The 19,205-nt window shown below is 66.9% G+C and carries 21 protein-coding genes; 9 read left to right on the top strand and 12 right to left on the bottom strand.

Features of this window, described 5'->3' with window-relative positions; all coding sequences use genetic code 11:
- Positions 1-22 precede the first annotated feature (22 nt).
- Genes O3656_RS06245 through O3656_RS06235 form a run of 3 tightly spaced genes read left to right on the top strand, consistent with a single transcriptional unit; the run spans position 23 to position 2,318 of the window.
- Complete coding sequence (locus O3656_RS06245; RefSeq protein WP_500063126.1) at positions 23-661, top strand: SAF domain-containing protein; 639 nt, start codon at positions 23-25, stop codon at positions 659-661.
- Positions 658-1,845: a CpaE/TadZ family protein gene (locus tag O3656_RS06240; RefSeq protein WP_500063125.1), complete on the top strand. Its 1,188-nt coding sequence runs from the start codon at positions 658-660 to the stop codon at positions 1,843-1,845. Before O3656_RS06245 ends, O3656_RS06240 begins: the two co-directional genes overlap by 4 nt.
- Before the next feature lie 2 nt (positions 1,846-1,847).
- Positions 1,848-2,318: a DUF6912 family protein gene (locus tag O3656_RS06235; protein WP_500063124.1), complete on the top strand. Its 471-nt coding sequence runs from the start codon at positions 1,848-1,850 to the stop codon at positions 2,316-2,318.
- Positions 2,319-2,321: 3 nt separating this feature from the next.
- On the opposite strand, the gene O3656_RS06230 is transcribed toward O3656_RS06235, so the two are convergent.
- On the bottom strand, positions 2,322-5,396 hold the full coding sequence (locus tag O3656_RS06230) for an AAA family ATPase (RefSeq protein WP_500063123.1): 3,075 nt from the start codon (positions 5,394-5,396) through the stop codon (positions 2,322-2,324).
- Positions 5,393-6,598, bottom strand: coding sequence for an exonuclease SbcCD subunit D (locus O3656_RS06225; RefSeq protein WP_500063122.1), 1,206 nt, complete (start codon positions 6,596-6,598; stop codon positions 5,393-5,395). The genes O3656_RS06230 and O3656_RS06225 overlap by 4 nt, the downstream gene beginning before the upstream one ends.
- 100 nt (positions 6,599-6,698) lie before the next feature.
- Between O3656_RS06225 and O3656_RS06220 the strand changes: the two genes are divergently transcribed.
- Entirely contained in the window at positions 6,699-7,427 is a 729-nt protein-coding gene (locus tag O3656_RS06220) for a glutamine amidotransferase-related protein (protein WP_500063121.1), read from the top strand.
- Positions 7,428-7,472: 45 nt separating this feature from the next.
- On the opposite strand, the gene O3656_RS06215 is transcribed toward O3656_RS06220, so the two are convergent.
- Complete coding sequence (locus tag O3656_RS06215; RefSeq protein ID WP_500063120.1) at positions 7,473-7,925, bottom strand: hypothetical protein; 453 nt, start codon at positions 7,923-7,925, stop codon at positions 7,473-7,475.
- Positions 7,926-8,024: 99 nt separating this feature from the next.
- Positions 8,025-8,165, bottom strand: a complete 141-nt coding sequence (locus tag O3656_RS06210) for a hypothetical protein (RefSeq protein WP_500063119.1) — start codon at positions 8,163-8,165, stop codon at positions 8,025-8,027.
- Positions 8,166-8,498: 333 nt separating this feature from the next.
- On the opposite strand from O3656_RS06210, the gene O3656_RS06205 reads away from it, so the two are divergent.
- The gene (locus O3656_RS06205; protein ID WP_500063118.1) at positions 8,499-8,732 is read left to right on the top strand and encodes a hypothetical protein; all 234 of its coding nucleotides are present in this window, start codon (positions 8,499-8,501) and stop codon (positions 8,730-8,732) included.
- A 53-nt stretch (positions 8,733-8,785) separates the two neighbouring features.
- Here the strand turns inward: O3656_RS06205 and O3656_RS06200 are convergent, their stop codons facing one another.
- The 4 genes from O3656_RS06200 to O3656_RS06185 form a co-directional block, all read right to left on the bottom strand.
- Complete coding sequence (locus tag O3656_RS06200; RefSeq protein WP_500063117.1) at positions 8,786-9,181, bottom strand: hypothetical protein; 396 nt, start codon at positions 9,179-9,181, stop codon at positions 8,786-8,788.
- A gap of 133 nt (positions 9,182-9,314) precedes the next feature.
- Positions 9,315-10,400 carry a ribosome small subunit-dependent GTPase A gene (rsgA, locus tag O3656_RS06195; protein ID WP_500063116.1) on the bottom strand — a complete coding sequence of 362 codons (1,086 nt, stop codon included), beginning with the start codon at positions 10,398-10,400 and terminating at the stop codon, positions 9,315-9,317.
- A complete protein-coding gene (gene aroA, locus O3656_RS06190; protein ID WP_500063115.1) occupies positions 10,400-11,752 on the bottom strand; it encodes a 3-phosphoshikimate 1-carboxyvinyltransferase in 1,353 nt (450 codons plus the stop codon). The genes rsgA and aroA overlap by 1 nt, the downstream gene beginning before the upstream one ends.
- Positions 11,749-12,276: a DoxX family membrane protein gene (locus O3656_RS06185; RefSeq protein WP_016461357.1), complete on the bottom strand. Its 528-nt coding sequence runs from the start codon at positions 12,274-12,276 to the stop codon at positions 11,749-11,751. Before O3656_RS06185 ends, aroA begins: the two co-directional genes overlap by 4 nt.
- A gap of 198 nt (positions 12,277-12,474) precedes the next feature.
- On the opposite strand from O3656_RS06185, the gene O3656_RS06180 reads away from it, so the two are divergent.
- The 3 genes from O3656_RS06180 to O3656_RS06170 all read left to right on the top strand — a co-directional run bounded on the left by O3656_RS06180 (position 12,475) and on the right by O3656_RS06170 (position 13,699).
- Positions 12,475-13,107, top strand: a complete 633-nt coding sequence (locus tag O3656_RS06180) for a sigma-70 family RNA polymerase sigma factor (RefSeq protein WP_500063114.1) — start codon at positions 12,475-12,477, stop codon at positions 13,105-13,107.
- A complete protein-coding gene (locus tag O3656_RS06175) occupies positions 13,104-13,403 on the top strand; it encodes an anti-sigma factor (protein ID WP_500063113.1) in 300 nt (99 codons plus the stop codon). Before O3656_RS06180 ends, O3656_RS06175 begins: the two co-directional genes overlap by 4 nt.
- 221 nt (positions 13,404-13,624) lie before the next feature.
- The gene (locus tag O3656_RS06170) at positions 13,625-13,699 is read left to right on the top strand and encodes a 50S ribosomal protein bL37 (protein WP_106406425.1); all 75 of its coding nucleotides are present in this window, start codon (positions 13,625-13,627) and stop codon (positions 13,697-13,699) included.
- A 613-nt stretch (positions 13,700-14,312) separates the two neighbouring features.
- On the opposite strand, the gene O3656_RS06165 is transcribed toward O3656_RS06170, so the two are convergent.
- Entirely contained in the window at positions 14,313-14,966 is a 654-nt protein-coding gene (locus tag O3656_RS06165) for a putative endonuclease domain-containing protein (protein WP_500063112.1), read from the bottom strand.
- A gap of 1,044 nt (positions 14,967-16,010) precedes the next feature.
- On the opposite strand from O3656_RS06165, the gene O3656_RS06160 reads away from it, so the two are divergent.
- Positions 16,011-16,895 (top strand): alpha/beta hydrolase, encoded by an 885-nt coding sequence (locus O3656_RS06160; RefSeq protein WP_500063111.1) that lies wholly within the window; start codon positions 16,011-16,013, stop codon positions 16,893-16,895.
- A gap of 91 nt (positions 16,896-16,986) precedes the next feature.
- Here the strand turns inward: O3656_RS06160 and O3656_RS06155 are convergent, their stop codons facing one another.
- From O3656_RS06155 to O3656_RS06145, 3 genes are read right to left on the bottom strand one after another with little or no spacing between them, the layout of a single operon-like run.
- Positions 16,987-17,700 carry a hypothetical protein gene (locus tag O3656_RS06155; protein WP_500063110.1) on the bottom strand — a complete coding sequence of 238 codons (714 nt, stop codon included), beginning with the start codon at positions 17,698-17,700 and terminating at the stop codon, positions 16,987-16,989.
- 40 nt (positions 17,701-17,740) lie between these two features.
- The gene (locus O3656_RS06150; RefSeq protein WP_500063109.1) at positions 17,741-18,427 is read right to left on the bottom strand and encodes a hypothetical protein; all 687 of its coding nucleotides are present in this window, start codon (positions 18,425-18,427) and stop codon (positions 17,741-17,743) included.
- Between the two features lie 19 nt (positions 18,428-18,446).
- Positions 18,447-19,148 (bottom strand): hypothetical protein, encoded by a 702-nt coding sequence (locus O3656_RS06145; protein WP_500063108.1) that lies wholly within the window; start codon positions 19,146-19,148, stop codon positions 18,447-18,449.
- Positions 19,149-19,205 lie beyond the last annotated feature (57 nt).

Raw genomic sequence — 19,205 nt, 5'->3', positions numbered from 1 at the left:
GTTGAACGTGCATCATAGAAGAGTGAAACGCGTCTCAGCTTCAGTGTCGATTCCGGCGCGCGCCCCCGGCAAGATAGACCGCCGATTCATTATCGGAGTGGTCCTCGTCATCGCGTCCGTGATCGCTTTCAGCGTCCTCAGCGGCTTCCTTCGGGGTGGATCCCGCGTCTACACCGTGACCAGTACGATTGCGCCCGGTGAAGCCATCACAGCCGACAACGTGCGAGAAACCGACCTCCGCGTGGATGGCTCCGTCTATGCGCCCACGTCCGAGGCTCCCATGGGATCCGTTGCGACGCGCCAGCTCGTCCCCGGTCAGATCATCATGCGCTCCGATATCGCGCAGACCGCATCGGAGGGTGCGGGGCAGACGGTGCGTCTCGCCGTGACGGTGACGACCGGACTACCCGACGGGGTGGCCGACGGCACCAGGATCCAGCTGTGGACGGTTCCAACGCGCACGCAGTCCCAGGGGGCCGAGCAGGCGCACGAAATTGAGGGGTCCTTTACGTTCGTGCGTACGATCGAGGCCTCCTCCTCGTCCCAAACGAGGAGGGGAGCGCGCATCGAGATCCTGGCAGACTCCTCCTCGCTACCCGTCCTGCTCGCCGCCCAGAGCTCGACGGATGGCCTCGCTGCCGTGCCCGTCGGTGCGCCATGAGTACCGTCCACGGGGTCGTCATCCTCGCCCAGCAGCGATACGAAGCGCCCCTCATCCAGGCAATACAACGCCACGGTGAGACCCTTGCGATCGTTCGTCGTTGCGCAGACCTCGCTGAGGTTATCGCCGCCGGCCGCGCGGGAATCGCGGATCTGGCAGTCATCGATGGTGCCGACCCCGACCTGACTGCCGAGGCCGTGGATGCGCTGCGCTCGTGCGGCATGGCGGTCGTCGCTCTCGGCTCGCATGCGCTCAGGCCCAGGCTTGTGTCCATCGGCGTTGCCTCGGTCGCCGCTCCGGGCAGTCCCGAACAGGTCGTCAATTCGCTGATAGCGGCGACACGCAACGTTCGTGTCCAACCCGCCATCGCGGATGAACAGCCCCCGCCACCCCCACCGCCCTCGTCTCCGGGTACGGTCATCGCGGTGTGGGGGACCAGCGGAGCTCCCGGGCGCACGACCCTCGCTGCGGGTATCGCGACGATCCTCGCGCGCACTGCGCCGACCCTCCTGGTCGACGCGGACACCGCCAACCCGACGATCGCGCACCTTCTCGGATTGCCCGTCCAGGCCTCGGGCCTGTCCATCCTGGCGCGCACCGCCTCCCGTGGACCGCTTACGCCCCAGGACGTCCAGTCCGCCGCCGTTCAGCGATCCGAGGGACTGCGCGTCATCACCGGCCTGGTCACTCCTCACCGGTGGCGCGAAGTGAGCCGCACCAGTATTGAGTCGATCATCGGAGCGCTACGACTAAGCGCCCGCTACAGCGTCGTCGACATCGCCTCCACGTCCCTCGAAAAATCCAGCCGAGGCGCCAGCCGTGACGACGCCGCGCTTGGGGTGCTGGAACGCGTCGACCGGCTCGTGATCGTTGCGCGCGGGGACATCGTCGGCATCAACCGACTGTCCTTCCTGGCCAGCTGGTGGAACGAGCACGGCAGCGATTGTCCGATCACGCTGATTGTTAACCGCGTCAGTACGGATGCGATCGGGGCGCACCCCGTCGCATCCCTCCAGGACGCGATTGGCACCTTCATGCCCGAACAGGTCTTCCACGTTGTCGATGAAGATGCGGGCGTCGCGCGGGCAGCCCTGCGCGGCAAGGCGCTGGGGGAAAGCGGCACGCATTGCAAGGCCTCCGACGAGTTGGAGGCGATTGTCGCCCAGTGGGTGCCTACACTGTGACCATGCGCGTCTACGTTCCCGCCGTCCTGTCCGACCTGTCCGTTCCGCTCCCGCCCGTGCGCAGCGGCGTGCTGTGCGTGCCCGACGCTGCCATGAGCGGCGAGGACGTCGAGGTCCTCGAGGACGACGCCATCACCGAGGCCGCGCTGTCCTCCCTCGCGCTGGCCCGAGACACGGAAGGCGCTGGCACGGCGCGCGTCGTCCTGGCCGTCGACACGCCGACCTCCACGACGCTGACCCCCGGCGAGCAGATCGAGCCTCACATTTTCGAGGCCGCCGCCTTCGAATACACCTGGTCGGACGTGGCAGCGATCCTCGCGGACCTGCCAGACGCCGCGCATGCCGTGGAGGCCGTCCTGAGCGCCGAGACGCAGGAGGATGCCGACGAGGCCGTGGCCGCCCTGTGGGAGTCCTCCCTCGCCTGGTTCGACCGCTCCGAGCGTCCCGCCGTCCTGGCCCTGCACAGGGGCTGAGCGTTAGGCGCGCACGCTCAGGGTCGATCCTCCCTCCGGCAGCGGCCGCACCTGGATCTGGTCCGCAATCTGGGTCGCCATCTCCTCGACGTGCGAGATCACGCCGACCGTGCGCCCCGCACTGCGCAGCGCCTGAAGCTGGGCCATCACGAGGCTGAGCGTGTGCGAGTCCAGCGACCCGAAGCCCTCGTCGATGAACATCGTGCGCAGCTCGACGCCCCCGGCCTCTGCTGAGACGACGTCCGCGAGGCCGAGAGCCAGCGCGAGGGAGGTGTAGAACGTTTCCCCGCCCGACAGAGTGCGTGGGCTGCGCATCGCGTCCGTGTTGTGGTCGATGATCGCCAGGCCCAGCCCAGACTTGCGTGAGGCCGTGCCGTCGTCGGGGACGGATGCGAGCTCGTAGCGACCCGACGAGATCGCCGCCAGGCGCGGGTTCGCGGCCGCCAGCACCTCCTCCAGACGCGCGATGAGTACCCACGCCGACAGGGGAGTGGATGCCAGGTTCTCTGGCCCGGAGGCCATCGCAATATCGGCCAGGCGCCGGATCGGACCCGCCTGCTCGCGGGCGCGCGCGAGCGCATCCAACGCCCCCTCGAGCGACGTACGGGCAGCCTCCAGCTGCGCGCAGTGCTGCTCGAGGATTCCCGAGGCCCGGGCGGCCGCAGCGGTATCCTCATCTGCCTTGCGGGAGGCCTCGGTGAGGGCCTCAAGGTCCGGTGCGGGCGCTGCTGCCGCGTGGGTCAGGCGTTCGGAGGCGAGGGCCTCGCGTGCCGCAAACAGCTCCTTGTCGTGAGCAGTCGCGCGCGCCTCAAGCACCTCGACCTCGGGAAGCGGGAGGAGTAGGGACCGCCAGGAATCGGATTCGAGCACCTGTTCCTCAAGCGCCTCCGCGAGGGAGTTCTGCGCCTTGATCAGCGCCGCTCTCGCATTCTCCCACTCAGCGCAGGCCCCGGCCAGAGCCGCCGCCCGGTGTGCGTGCTGATCCAGGTGCGCCGCGCGCGCGTCGAGGGAGGCGAAGTCGGCGCGCTCGGCCTCCACGCGAGCCACAGCCGCAGCCAGAGCAGATTCGCGCTCCTCAAGGGTGGACGCGAGGGACGCGGCGGACTCGCGGGCACCCGCGAGAGCATCCGTCAGTCCGTCGAGGCGGGTGCGCTCCTGCGCGAGGACCGCCTCGATCTCGGTGATCTGCGGGCTGAGAGCCTCAAGCTTCGCCACGAGATCGGCGGCCCGATCCCGCTCGGTCTCGAGAGTCGGAGTGGGGGCGCCGGCCACCTCGTTGAGCTGGGCGATACGGCGAACGAGGTCCTGGTGGCGCGCCTGCGCGTCGCGCAGCGCGTTCTCCGCACGGTCGCGCGCCTGGTCGAGCTCGGCGACCTGCTCGCGCGTGATCTCCCCGTGGGCGGCAGGCGCCGGGCTGGGGTGCTCCGTCGACCCACACACGGGACAGGGCGTGTCCTCCTCGAGCTCGCGCGCGAGCGCCGAGGCACTCTGCGCGATCCACAGGTCGTGGCCATCCGCCGCCGCGGCGTTCGCGAGCTTCGCGGCGACCGTGGCCTCGCGCAGCTCGTCCGACGCGCCGAGGAGAGCCGAGCGCAGCAGGTCCGCCTGCATGGAGGCATCCAGACGCTCGTTGATGGCGCGCAGTGCGGACGCGGCCTCGGGCAGAGTGTCGGCGTCGGCCCGCATGAGGCGCAGGGCTTCGGTGGCCTGCTCGATCCGCCCGGGCAACGCCTCGCGCTCGGCCTCGATCGACGCGATGCGCGCCAGTGCCTGCTCGCGGCGGGAGCGCAGCGACTCGATCTGCGCGCGTAGGTCAGGCAGTGAGCGCTCAACCGCGAGAGCCTCTTCCAGGGAACCCCTCGTTCGCGATGCTTCGTCGCGCTGGGCCTGTGCCCGCTCGCCGAGAGCAGAGACGGCCTCGGGCGTGAGGGATTCCGGGGCGACCGAGGCCTCGTCTCCGAGGGCGGGGGAGAGGGCAGCGACCTGGTCGCCGGCGGACTCCAGGCGCGCCGAGGCCTCGGTGACGGCCGCGTCGAAAGGCGCCACGGCCAGGGCCCGGCGGGCTTGACTCGCGCGCTGACGGTCGGATGCGACCGCTTCCTCCGCTGCGGTGAGCTCAGCGAGTTTCGCGCTCACGCGCGTGTGCTCGGCCTGGGCCTCAGCCAGGGCGCGTCCCTCGGACAGGGCGCGGGAAGCCTCCCGCGCGGTCGCTGTGGCCACCTCGGCGACACGCAGGGTCTGCGCGTGCGCCTCTCGCGCGCGATCACACGCATCCTGTGCCCATCGCCTCACCGCGCTGGCATCTTCCGCACCCGCGTCCAGCTGGTCGGCCTCCTCGGCCTCGGCTGCACGCTCCTGGGCACCGGATGCATCCGTGTGCGCGTCTTCGCTCAGGGCGTCATCCAACGCCCGCACGCGCTCGAAAGCGCTAACGGCAGCCACGCGCCGCTCCTCGATGCCGCGCTTCGACGAGGCAGCCGCATCGACGAGGGCCTTCGTGAAGTCCACGTAGATCTGCGTGTCGAAAATGTCGCGCAGGATCTGTTCGCGAGCATCCGACGTGGCGTTGAGGAACTGGGAGAACTTGCCCTGCGGGAGCACGATCGTCTGCAGGAATTGGTCCTTATCCAGGCCCACGATACGCGGAATCTCGTAGCCCACGTCGCGCGGACCCGAGGCGATCGGCTCCACCGTGCGCCACCCGTCCGGCGCGTCCGGATCCTCCACGACCCGCGTGAGCGTCGACTTCGAATTGCGCTGCGACTTCTTACCCGCCGGCGTGTACGCGGGGGTGCGCGTCACCCGGTAGATGCCCGTCGCCACCTCGAACACCAGGTCCGCCTCCGACGGATCCGAATCCGAGATGTGATTGGAGCGCAGGCGGTCCTTCGACGCGTCCTTCGTGCGCGCCACGTCCCCGTACAGGGCGAAGGTGATCGCGTCAATGAGCGTGGACTTTCCCGCGCCCGTCGGGCCATCCAGGAGGAACAGGCCCGAATCCTCGAAAGCCGAAAAGTCGACCGTGTGTGTCCCTGCGAAGGGGCCGATGCCCGTGATGCGCAGCCACCGAATCTTCACTGCATGTCCTTTCCTCGAAGCCCGGCCCACACGTCCAGTGCGAGCTCGCGCTCCCGCGCGCTCAGCGCCCGACCGCTCACGGCCTCGTAAAACTCCTCCGTGACCTCGCGTGGATCCCGCGAGGCGCGCACGGTCATCGCAGGTGCGAGCGTGGGGGCCTGGGAGGGGCGGTGCACGACGACGAGGGCGTGCGGGTAGACCTCGCGGATGCGGGGCACCATGCGCTCGGGGCGCGCGTCGTCCGTGACCGTGATCGACACGTACGAGGCCGTGGCGGCCTCGTCGGGATCCGTGAGCAGCTCCTCCATGGTTCCCTCGAGCACGGCGATGCCCCGCAGCGTCGGGATGGGCACCACCTCAATGTCGGTCACCGAGGTTGCGTCCGTGGTCACGAGGGTGATCGACTTGGTGGCCCCGGCCTCGGAGAAGGAATACGCGATGGGGGAGCCCGCGTAGCGGATCGGGACGGATGCGCCCGAGACGTTCTGCGGGCGGTGCAGGTGCCCGGCCGCCACGTAGTCCAGGCCGTGGGCCAGGGGATCGGTGCCCCCGAGCGTGTCGAACAGATCCGCCGACACGGAGGGCACGCCGCCCACCTGGATGTCGCGCTCGGAGTCCGAGGCCTGGGCCCCCGTCACGAAGGCGTGCGGCATCGCGATGGCCGGGCGTTCGTCGCCCGCGTCGCGCCGAGCCTCAAGGTCCGCGCGCACGCGGCGCAGCGCCGCCGCCAGAACCGCCTGATGGGATCGGGGCAGGGGAGCGGGCAACCCTGCATCCCCCTGAGGGGGCAGGTCCGACAGGGACTGGCGCACCAGGTCGGGTTCCAGGTAGGGCATCGGGTACACGAGAGCACCCCCGGCCGCGACGGGCGTGCCGATCGCCTCGGGGTCCGTCACCACGTGCAGCGAGGGGGTGAGCATGTCGGCGAACAGGCCCAGGCGCGCCGCCCCATCGTGGTTCCCCGACGTCAGGATGACCGTCGTGATCTCCGTCAGCTCGCGCAGTGCGCGCCGCATCCGCGCGAGTGCATCCACGGGCGGAACCGCGCGGTCAAACACGTCGCCCGAGATGAGCACGGCGTCCACGCCGCGCTCACGCACCAGGGCGACCAGCCACTCGATAAACGCGTCTGCGCTGTCGCCCAAAGACGCGCCGTGCAGCGTGCGCCCCAGGTGCCAGTCGGAGGTGTGCAGAATCAACATGCTCCCAGTGTGACAGAGGGCGCCCACATCTGCGTCCGTCACACACGCTTGGAGAGCGGACACCTTCTGCATGAGCGCAGGTAGTCGATAGCATGGAGCTATGACCAAGCCCTTCCTCATGCTGACCTCCCGCGACGACGGCCCCGTCCTTGCCGCGGAGAGCGCCGACCTGCCTCGCTTCTCGGGACTGAGGCCCGACCAGGTGCGACAGGTGCGCATGGAAAGGGAACTGCCCGACCTCGACCTGTCCGAATACTCGGGCGCCTTCGTGTGCGGCTCCCCGTGGGACGCGAACGCCGACGACCACCTGAAGGAAGAACGCCAGGTGCGCGCCGAGGCCTGGCTGCGCTCCTTCTACGATCGGGCGCTGGGCGAATCCTTCCCGATCCTGGGTCTGTGCTACGGGCTGGGCACCCTCACCCTGCACCTTGGCGGCGTCATCGACACCCACCACGGCGAGGAGATCAGCGGTATCGCGCTGACGAAGACCGACGCGGGCCGCGACGACCCGCTCCTGGAGGGCACGCCCGACCGCTTCCACTCCTACGTCGGCCACCACGAGGCCGTGCGCGAGCTTGCCCCCGGCATGCAGGTCCTCCTGGCCGGGGACGACACCCCGATCCAGATGGTGCGCGTCGGCGAGGCCGCGTGGGCGACTCAGTTCCATCCCGAGATGGACCTGGGCGGCGTTAACGTGCGCATCGACCAGTACGCGGGCCGCTACTACCCGGTGGAGAAGGCCGACGCGATCCGTGCCCAGGTCGCGACCGTGGACACGGATCCCTCGCGCCTCATCCTGCGTAACTTCGTGCGCCGCTTCCAGCGCTGAGCGACCGCGCGCTTGACGCGCGGGCGACCGGCCCATGCCCCGGCTTTAGCTGGCCGGGGGAATCAGCCCGCGCCTGCGAGCGCGGTCCTTTGCGATGAAGAGCACCACGAATAAACAGAGGGCAACGAACACAGCACCCATCGCGACGTTCGATGGCGTGTTGTAGGGCTCGGGGCGGACTCCGTGGTCCGTGACGTCACCGACGATGACAGCGGCGGTGCATACGAGGGAACAACCCATCACCGCCCACTCGCAGGCGCGAAGGACAGGATGAACGCCGGGAATCGTGCGCGAATATCCTGGTACCTGAGTAGCGAGGCACGCCAAGCAAGTGACGAGCCCGTAGTCACGCAGCCGATTGTCTATCCCGAAGAAGGTACCGCCAATCGAATAGACGACCACTCCGATCAACAGCGCGAAGAAGAAGTAGCGGAGGACCTTGTCGACCCGCGAAAGCCCTGCAGTGTTGCCGATAAGGTTCTGCTCAATGGTGGACATAGCGATCACGACCTTGTGAATCAGAGATAGCGACCATCGCTATACTCTCATTGTCCACGCAGGGGGGGCGCTGTCAAGCACTTTCGGCGCCCACTTTCTTTACCGGGCTGCCTTGCTCGCAGCCTCCGCCGTCGCCACGGCCTCCAGAAGCCTGCGCACCGACGCCACGCGGGAAGCGCGCTCGGACCGCACCTGATCTGCGTCCTCGTCCCCGGCCTCGTCGATCGCAAAAGATGACATGGAAACCCCGCGGCGAGGGGGCCGCATCCATGCTGCAAGCTGGATGCGGCCCCCTCGCGCTTGGCGACGCCTAGCTTTGTGCACAGCTTCCGACGATAGATCAGAACTGGGCGCTACTGGCGTGTCGCTGCTTACTTGTTGGTGTCTTGGCTCCGGTACTTGAGTACGAGCAGCGCGATGAGGCAACAGAGCGTGCCGAGCAGGGCGCCATTCGCGATTCGCGATAGTGTCGCGAACTGTTCGTAGCCACCTCCATCGCCGGTGAACGCGCTCACCGTTGCCGCCACTATCGAGATCGCCGCGAAGGTGATTCCCGCCCATTCGAGGACACGAGTGAATATCCCCGAAGTTGTTCTTGCGCACGAACGCGACAAGACCGGCATCTGCCAGGCGACGAGTGCCGCGCACATGGCGGTCGTGAGTTCGGGTGAAGGCCTCCCTGACCTGGCGACGGACAACGCGACGGATGCGATGGTGACCGCAAAGAATACGAAGGCAAACACCCCGCGCAGCGCTCTGTCTACGCTGGTCGGCACGGTCTCAGCTGTGCCGACCGGGGCTCGTTGAGACTGCTGCATGTCTTGTCCCTCCCTGTGAGTTATAGGGTTAGTGGTTGGGTGCTAGTACGCGTAGCAGTAGTAGTGTGACCAGCACTCATGCGTGAACCCCTGGCGGAAACCAAGGTATCCGGCGGTTCCAAGGAGACCGACAGCGTTGGCTGCGTTGAAGATGGCCCAGCCCTTACGGCCCTGCCACTCGCTCCATGTCAGGCCGCCAGTGAGGGCCTGGTTGACTCCCTCATCAGACGCAGCACCGTATCCAAACTTCATCGCAGCGATCGCAGCGGCGACAACGGCGGCAACGGGGACGGCCTCAGCGGATTCCGTCTCCTCGACCGCTGTTTCGCCCGCCGGGGCAACGGTTAGCCGACTGGCAGCTTGTGTGGGGAGAACCGCGCCAGCCGACAGGAGTGCCGCGCAGGCGAAGGAAGCAAGAGCCTTGATGGCGATTTTCATGGTAATCACATCCTCGTAATCACGTGTAGCGACCATCGCTACACTTTCATTATCCGCGCCGTGGAGGCACTGTCAAGCACTTTCGGGGCGCATATTCGCGCATTTGTGTCTGAGTGCCACCTTCGTCTGCGGTCTACCGTGCGGCCTTGCTGGCGGCCTCCGCCGTCGCCACGGCCTCGAGGAGCCTGCGCACCGACGCTACGCGCGACGCGCGCTCAGACCGCACCCGATCCGCGTCCTCGTCCCCGGCCTCGTCGATGGTGAAGGGACCGGTGGCGCGCGCGTAAGTGTCAAGTGCGCACGAGGGCTCCTCCTCGCCGTGCGAGCACAGCGGCAGGCACCAGGCGGCCGCCTCCGCGACGTCCGGGAACACGCCGAGCACGTCGGCGACGCTCACGTGCCCCAGGCCGAAGGAACGCACGCCGGGCGTATCCACGATCCAGCCGCTCGTCTCCAGCTCGAAGGCCTCCGAGGACGTGGAGGTGTGGCGCCCGCGTCCCGTCACCTCGTTGACGTGCCCCGTCGCGCGGCCCGCGCCCGGCACCAGGAGGTTGATGAGCGTGGACTTTCCGACCCCCGAGTGCCCCACCAGCACCGACCAATGGCCGGTCAGGAGGGCCCGCAGCTCGGCGACGCCCGGGTCGGCCTCCCCGGCCTCGGCGCTCGTGAGCACGACGCGCACGTCGAAGTCCTCGTAGGCGGCGATCAGCTCGTCGGCGCTGGCCAGGTCGGCCTTCGTCAGCACGAGGACGGGAGAGAGACCGGCCTCGTAGGCGGCGACCAGGCAGCGGTCGATCATGCCGGTGCGCGGGGGCGGATCCGCCAGCGCGACGACGATGCACATCGTGTCCGCGTTCGCGACGATCGCCTTTTCACCGCGCTGATCCGGCGCGTCCTCCAGGGAACGGCGCAGTACCGAGGAGCGTTCCTCGACGGCGACGATGCGCGCGAGCGTGTCGGGGCGCCCGGACAAGTCGCCGGTGAGGCGCACGCGGTCGCCCATGATGACGGAGCCTCGCCCCAGCTCGCGGGCGCGCACGGCGACCACGCGGGTCCCGTCCGCCTCCAGGCACACCTGGTAGCGGCCGCGGTCGATACCGACGACGCGGCCCAGCGGCTTGGAGGACCAGTCGGGCCGGTCCTTCGTGCGGGGGCGCGAGCCCTTGCCGGCGCGCACGCGCACGCGCGGGTCGTCGGTTCCGGTGTCGCGGCGGGCCATCACTTCTCCTCCTCGATCGACGAGGCCGGGCCAGCCTGAGCATTCTCCTGACCGTGAGCGCTCACGAGCGCGGCCCACATGGCCTCGAAGGTCGGCAGCGTCTTGGAGGTGCAGGCGATGTCGTCGACCGTGATGCCGGGCGTGACGAGGCCCAGGATCGCGCCGAAGGTTGCCATGCGGTGATCCGCGTAGGAGCGAATCTGCGCGGCGTGGAGAGGGCGCGGCGTGATAATCAGGCCGTCCTCGGTCTCTTCGGCCTGCCCGCCCGCGCGGTTGATCTCGGCGACCAGCGCCGCCAGGCGGTCGGTCTCGTGTCCGCGCAGGTGGGCGATGCCGCTCAGGTGCGAGGGAGTCGAGGCGTAGGCGCAGATCGCGGCCAGGGTGGGGGTGAGCTCGCCGACCTCGGCCATCGTGGCCTTGATGCCCGGGTAGTTTCCGGTGCCCGGACCCGTCAAGGTCAGGCCCTCCTCGTCCAGCGTGATGGTCGCGCCCATGTGTCCCAGCAGCGCGCGCCAGGCGTCGCCCGCCTGCGTCGTCGCCCCCGGCCACGCCGGGATGCGCACGCGTCCACCCGTCACCATCGCCGCGGCCAGGAAGGGGCCCGCGTTGGACAGGTCGGGCTCGACGGTGATCTCGCCGCCGCGGGGGCGCGACGGGAAGATGTGCCAGGTGGATAGGTCGGCCCGGCCCTCGTCCACGACCTCCAGGTCGATGCCCGCACCCGCGAGGGACGCCAGTGTCATCTCCACGTGCGGTATCGACGGGACGAGCCCCGGAGCCGACACGAACAGGGGATCGCCCACGAGGGGAGAGACCAGAAGCAGCGCGGAGAGGAACTGCGAGGAGGACGAGGAGTCCACCCACGCCTGCGCGCCCAGCGGCGTGTGGATCGGGCCCTGAATCGTGAAAGGCAGGTGCCCGCGCTCCCCGTGATAGGTGATGGTCGCGCCCATGCGCACCAGGGCGTCCAGGAGCGGGCCGAGGGGGCGCGCGTAGGCCTGCTCGTCCCCATCAAAAAGCGTTTCCTCGGGGGAGATGGCAGCGAGGGGCGGCAGGAAACGCATGACGGTGCCGGCCAGCCCGCACTCGATGCGACCGCCTCGGGGCGGAAGCTCCATCGGGGTGACGCGCAGGGTGCCCGCGCCCTCGTCTTCGACGCGAGCGCCCATCAGCTCCAGGGCGGCCGCGAACAGGCGCGTGTCGCGCGCATCCAGGGCACCCCGAATGATGGAGGGGGAGTCGGCGACGGCCGCCAGGTAGAGGGCGCGCGCCGTGATCGACTTAGACCCCGGCACCTCGACCGTGGCATCCACGGGAGAAGCGGCCAGGGGAGCGGGCCAGGGCGCGCTCACGAAGCGGAGCCGCTCAGACGCTCCACGACCGCGGCCTCAGCCGCGGCGATCGCGCGGCGCTGATCGCGGCGCATCGAACGCGCAACGAGAGCCGAAGGCTGGCCGACGCGGTCCGTCGACGCGAGAAGAACGCCAGCGGCCAGACCCGCCTTGTTGAGCGTGCGGTAGCGGCGACGCTTGATCTGCTCCTTCGACAGGCCGCGCGTCGTGCCCGGCAGGGGAGCGTTCACAAGGGCCATCGGCGCACCGATCGCGGCGAGAGTCAAGGCGGCCACGCGGGGCTTGCGCCCCAGCGCGAAACGCAGACCCGCGACGACCGTGACCGCTCCCGTCACGCGGGTCGCGACGGCCAGCTGCTGGTCCGTCAGCGGCTCCAGGCCAACCGCGTCGGTCGCCTTATCGATGAGGGGACGAACGCCCGCGGCGCGCTCCACGTGGAAACGCGGATGCATGAGGGCATCAACCCCGTCGGCGATGAACGGGGCGGCGAGCAGGGGACGGGCAACAACGCGCAGCAGATTCATACCCCTATTGTTCGACACCTTTGTCCCTGGGGGAAGCCGAACGGCCCTGAGGCTCCCAATCAACGGTGTGAAAGTGGTGCAACGCACAGATGTGGTTGGTTGTGGAATAAAGGCGCATCTGAGGCGTTGCCCTCAGTATGACCACCCATCGCCCACTCCCAGTCGCGCCGCACGACCGCGCGACTACGCTGGGAGACGATGGATACGACAACCCCCTCACCGACGCTCCGGGCACCCGAGCTCGCCCCGGCCTCGTCCGCCACGGATGGTGCTGCGCTCGAGGCCCGCTTCATGGACGAAGCGATGCCCCTCATGAACCAACTCTTCGGCGCGGCCCTGGGTATGACCCGCAACCGAGCCGACGCCGAGGATCTGGTTCAGGAGACGTACCTCAAGGCCTACCAGAAGTTCCACCAGTACAAGCCCGGCACCAACATCAAAGCCTGGCTGTATCGAATCCTGACGAACACCTACATCACCGGGTACCGCAAGGAACAGCGTTCGCCCAAGCGCGCCTCCAGCGACACCGTCGAGGACTGGCAGCTCGCCGACGCCGCCTCCCACGCGGAGGTCGGCCTCAAATCCGCCGAAGTCGAAGCCCTCGAGGCGCTGCCCTCCACGCAGCTGCGCGAGGCCCTCGATTCGCTCTCAGAGGAACACCGGATGGTTGTCCTCATGGCTGACGTTGAAGGTATGAGCTACAAGGAAATCGCCGAAGAACTAGGAGTTCCCATGGGGACCGTCATGAGCCGACTGAACCGGGCGCGCAAGAACTTGCGCTCCGCGCTGGCCGACGTCGCCGCGGAATACGGGATCGGAGGAGCCAAGTGAACACGCGCGTCACCTGCCAGGACGTCCTCGACGCCCTATACGAACTGATCGACTGCGAGGAATGCGACCGCCGCAGCGGCCTCATCGACGCCGGGTCCGTGCCCGGCCCCGACGCGCGCGCCCGCGCCCTCATGATCCAGCACGTCGCCACCTGCGAGCACTGCTCCGACGCCCTGGACGCCGAACGCCACGTGCGCGCCCTCATGCGCGGCTGCTACGAGTCCGAACAGGCCTCGGATGCGCTGCGCGCCCGCGTCGTCGCCTCCATCACGAGCGTGTCCGTCACCTGGCGCTGAGCGCGGCCTCGCGCGCGTTCGCTCCCCGCGCTCGCGTCGTCGGCGCCCATTCGCGTGCCAACCCGCGTATCGGCACGTCCATCGACTCGTGCATCGACGAGGCCCGGTGAGCCCCCCGTTTTTCGGTGACCTTCGTCGCCGGGAACCGCCTGTGCCTTGGTGGTTTGGGTCAATGTGTGCAAAAATGCTTCAGTCTAGACAACAAACCCAAGGAGAATGACATGTCGAAGCGGGGTCGTAAGCGTCGCGATCGTCGTAAGCACGGCGCGAACCACGGCAAGCGTCCTAACGCCTGAGCCGAATACGTTGCGCGCCCGGACCGGATGGTCCGGGCGCGTTTTGTATGCGCGGCTTACAGGAGCCGGGTGCGGCCGTGCGAGGTGCGCGCCGCGTGCTGGGCGCGCGTGACGTGTGGGGTGTGCTGCCGGGGCTGGGTGCCAGGCGCATTGCGAGGCAGCGATTCACGGGGCACCTGGTGATCGGTGGTGCACACTCCCGACCTAGCGCGTGGGGCGTCCGAAGGGCCAGAATCAGGGAGATTGTGGCGTCACATCTGGATAGGAACGGCGCATCTGGATAGGATCAGCGGATCCGGATAGGTTATTAACCTATCCGGATGTTCATAACCTATCCGCGTGTTCGTAACCTATCCGGATGTTCGTAACCTATCCGCGTTGTGGCGGCCTAGGAGCGGGTCCGTGAGGAGACGCAGGGCCAGTTGTTTTTCCGCTTGCGAGACGACGTGGGCCTGGTGGTTGGTGGACTCGTGCCCTCGCATCTGGATAGGAACGGCGCATTTGGATAGGTTATTAACCTATCCGGATGTTCGTTACCTATCCGCGTGTTCGTAACCTATCCGGATGTTCGTAACCTATCCGGATGTTCATAACCTATCCGTGTAGCGGCGGCCTAGGCGCGGGTTCGCGAGTAAAAGCGCCGTAACGGGCCATCGCAACGTTGCGTCGGTAGCTTCCAGAGGAAACGACATTCGGGAGCAGGATTGATTGGCCCGAGGACCCGGCTTAACCTGATACGCAGTTGTTCCCAATCGTCGTAGTCGGGCCAACTCACTCGGATAACCCTCCACCCGGCATCCCGCAGGTTTTCGTCGCGCAACACCCATTCGCGCTTCGCTTGTTCGAGCTCGACTCGGGTCTCACCAAGCTTTGCAACCCCATCGAATTCGATGATGAGGTGCAAGTCCTCAATCAGTATGTCGATGTAGTAGTGGCGGCCGTGTACCCCGATGTGCACCTGTGTTTTGACCGCGAAGGGGCAGATGGACAGTACCAGCCACAGAAGCGCAGCTTCTGCTGGATTTGCGCAGCCCGGATCGATAGCCTTGAGGATCGCGCGAGCACGTCGGTAACCGCGCACGTGGCCTGCCCGATCGAGTCGAGCGAGCAGTTCAGCTCGTATTTCCTCGGCTCGCGGGCGGCACTCATCCTGATGAAACATCGAGAACTGACTCCATACGTTGAGCGCCATACACCCAAGGACGAAGGACTCTAACGGCTCCTCATGAAGCGCACAACGGACGAGCGCATCGTAGGGGTGTTCCACGACCAAGCCCTCGATCCTGCTACGTTCCTTCGAAAGAGGTGGAAACTGAGAACACGAAACTGATGTAGGTGGAACCGTCGTGGAGCCGACACTACAAGAGGGGAGAGACGAGGTGCATCTCCGGTTCTCCCGATAGATGGTAACGGGAGGGTTTTGGGACCACCCACGGATCCCTAGGAGTCGTAAGCAGCTTTGCCCGACAAAGACAGGAGAGTGCTCGTGGGAGGTGTCGACGGCATGTATGCGTGCGCGAGCGACGGCGTCCCATACGTCCCATGGGTTGGCGTTTGTGGAATCGAGGGGTAGGACTGCGCAGACGCCACGCATGATGTGGGCCAGCGTTGACGCTGATTGTTCGCGAGGTGCGTCTGCGGGCGGGGCGATAATAATGGAAGATTTCGTCATAGATGAAGTTTCGTATCATCATCGGTATCGAGGAAAGCACTAGACGAGGGCCTGTGGATACACCCGACACTGGAGATAGCCCTGTGGATAAGCGCATGCGAGTATCTGGATAGGATCGGCGCTTCTGGATAGGAACGGCGCATCTGGATAGGAACGGCGCATCTGGATAGGTTATTAAGCTATCCGGATGTTCGTAACCTATCCGGGTGTTCGTTACCTATCCGCGTGATCGCGTGTGATGGGTGGGATCTATGAGGAGACGTGAGGCCAGTTGATTGTCCGCTTGCGAGACGACGTGAGCCTGGCGGTTGGTGGACTTGTAGCGTCACATCCGGATAGGAACCGCGTATCTGGATAGGATCGGCGCATCTGGATAGGTTAATAACCTATCCGCATGCTCGTAACCTATCCGCGTAGTAGGTTCGTCCGATGTGCTCTCGCCAGATTCCGGCGGCGAGCAGATACGGCCTTCAGCCACCGGCACCTACCACCACTGGTGTTTCCTCCCGATAGCTACGATGAACACTCGCAGTGAGCAGCGAGCCTTCCTCACGTCGTATCCTGGTACGTGCTGGCGCGCGGGCGCGTCCCGATGCGAACAGAAACCGTTTGTCGATCCGAAAGAGCGAAAGAGGCTCCATGTCCCTCCAGATGCGTCTCGTTCACGCCCGCAAGGGGCTCACGCCTCCCGCGCTGCACACCGAAGAAGCCGCGCGCGATATGGCGGCCCACGCCCCACAGCCGGGCCCGATGCCCGCGTCGATGCGAGCACGTTTCACGGCGACGAGCGACAGGGGCATAACCCGCGTGTTCCCGAAGCAGGGGCTGCGCTCGGGCGGTGCCCTCATCTTCCTGCACGGTGGCGCCTACCTCTTTCCCCTGGTTGATGGCCAGTGGGGGATTGTCGAGGGCCTCATCGACCGCACGGGCCTGCCCGTCATTATTCCGGACTATCCGCTCGCCCCCAACCACACTGCGACCGAAGCCTTCGACTTCGTCCAGCCCATCATCGACGAGGCACAGGCTGAGTTTGGCCGCGTCATCATCTTCGGCGACTCGGCGGGTGGCGGCCTAGCGCTCTCCCTCGCCATGCAGCGGCGTGATGCGGGTCAGCGACAGGTGGACGGCCTCGTCCTGTATGCGCCGTGGGTGGACGTCACCATGACGAATCCGGCGATCGAGGAGGTGCAGGGCCGCGACAAGATCCTGCGCGTGCCCGGGCTGACGTGGGCGGGTCGCGCGTGGGCTGGCGACCTGGATCCGGCCGACTGGCGTGTCAGCCCCCTGTTTGGCGATCCGTCGGGCCTGCCGCCGATGCGTATTTTCCAGGGGGACGCGGACATCCTCGGCCCCGACGCGATCGAGTTCGCGCGCAAGGCCGCCCGCGCTGGAGTGGACGTGCGTCTGCGCGTGGAGCCGGACGGTTTCCACGTGTATGTCCTGAGCGTTCCCATCATTCCCGAGGCCGAGGAAGCCCTCGACCACAGCGCGCGCTTCATCTCGGGGATCCTCACGCAGGCGTAACCGAGGCGTTTCACACGCTGTTTCACGGCCTCGGCGATCGAGGATCACGGTCGCAAGCCACGGCCGCAGGCCGCCCTGCGCTGCTAGGCAACTAGTCGAGGCGTGCGTCCACCAGGGTTTTACTGTGCACGTACATGTCGATGGTCAGCGGCGTCTGGTCGGGGTGGAGGACGCAGCCTTCGTAGAGCGGATGAATGATGCCCGACAGCTGGGAAATATCCTGCTCAGAGGTGGCGATGGTGAAGGTGTGCTGGGTGCCATCGTCAAAGCGCATGACGAAGTGGTTGTTGTAGCTGGTGCCTCCGGTGAACCACTGTGATCGTGTGACGGTGTCTTGGGCGTAGCTGCAGGAGGCGACGGCGCGCGGTTGAGGTCCTTGAACCAGGTCGATCACCGCGGGCGTGAGAAAGTACAAGACCGGTGTGGCAATCACGAGGACGCCGAATGCCATCGAGGCGAGGTTGTCCAGCTGCTTGCGTACCGCCCGCCGGTCGCCCGAGCGCTTCGCGGCGCGCAGGTCTGGTATGGAGGCGAGGAGGGTAGCGACGGCACCGATGACGACGAGGAGGCCCAGGCAACACAGGATGATGGTGCCGACGAGTTTGCTCGTCCCATACGAACCCATGTTGTACATGACGACGATGATCGTGATGATCAACGCCGGGGGGACGAGGAGGAGCAGGAACAGGGAGCGTCCTGCGCCGCGGCCCGGCTTCGCGACGGCGGGTGCGGGCGTCGGAGGCAGGGGAGGAGTAGGGGGAGTATCAGGGACTGACGGTCGGGGAGGAGTGCTGGAAAAACTCATGGGGATCGTGTCCTGTGTGTGGAGGCCGTGGGGCCTGGCGCTAGCCGAGGTGGGCCTCGATGATCCGCCAGCTGCGGGGCATGACCTGTAGCGTCATGGGTGTCTGGCCCGGATGGGTGACACAGGCGTCGTAGAGCGTGTCGTAGATTGCGAGGGAGTTGGCGGGTTCGGAGTCCTGCGGTTGCAGGCTGATGTCTTGGACGCGGGTGGAGCCGTCTGCGAGCTGCATGGTGATCTCGTAGACCTGATAGATGGTGGTTGTGCGCGATCCTCGTCTGCCGCTGCGCCATTCACGGTCGGCGACGCTACTCGTGCAGCTGGTGACGGTCACGGGTTTGGGCCCGCTTGCCAGGTCTCGGACGAGGGGGACGATGCGCACGGTGCTCAGTATCCCGAAAGAGATGGCGATGGCGACTCGTCCGGCGGCTTTCCAGCGGCGTCGGCGGGGGATCGCCTTGTCGACGCCGCGGGCCTGCGCCTCGCGGGCGTCGCGCAGCATCACGGGAATCGCCAGCGGGATCGTGAGGCAGGTGAGGAGGATGCTGAGGTTCATGCCGATGCCCGTCCACAGGCTGAGCGGCCCGTATTGCGCGCCGGTCTTCATCGCGATCGGGAACAGGATGAGCGGGGCGAACGTGAGGCCGCGGATGACGTAGTGGTGGTCGATGAGGTCCCTGTAGTCCTGCCGCGACGGCGGAAAGGAAGGATCACGTGGGGGCATACTCATGGCTCTCTCCTGTGTCTTGTCAGTCGATGCGCGCCTCGACGATGGACCACGTGTGGGGGTAGACCTCCATGGTCATGGAGGCGGATCCGGAGCGCCGAGCGCAGGCCTCGTAGAGGACGCCCGTGAGACCGCCGCGCGAGGCGATGTCGTTGGCATTGTATGTTTCGATGACCGTGACGTGCTTGGTGCCATCAGCGAGCGTCATCGTGAAGGTGTTGTCCCAATCGTTGTCGGGCGTACGATCAGCGCGCGTCCCCGGGTTTGACCGCGGCATCTGCTCGAAGCTGCACGAGGTGACGGTGACGGTGGTGGTGCCCTCCTTCAGGTCGCGGAAGGCGGGAAGGCCCTGGCTGATCGACCGGAATCCCACGTATAACGCGATCACGCACAGGGCGGCCATGCCGAAGGAACGCTGGTTGTACTTCTCAATATCGACGTTGCGCTTGGCCCGCCACACGCCGAGGTAGGCGAACGCGCACGCGATGAGGAGCCCGGCGACGATGACGAGCCCAACGCCGCAGGCCTGCGTATACCACACGACGCGCTCGCGGCCGAAGTCTGTGTGCTCTCCGATGACCAAGAAGATCCCATAGGCGGAAATGACGAGAGCCACGAGGACGGCCCCGATGGCGGTGGCGATCTTCTTGAGGACACCTGTGCGTGTCGGGCCTTGCGCGGGCGAGGAAGCCCGACGAGGAGAGGAAGCGGGGTTGCGTGACATGGGTTCCCTTTCAGGCCGTAGAGGTTGGGACGAGGCCGGGGCGCGTGCGCCGGCCTG

The sequence above is a fragment of the Pauljensenia sp. 27098_8_83 genome (assembly GCF_041432695.1).
Taxonomy (GTDB): domain Bacteria; phylum Actinomycetota; class Actinomycetes; order Actinomycetales; family Actinomycetaceae; genus Pauljensenia.
This window is presented reverse-complemented; position numbering and strand designations above follow the sequence as displayed.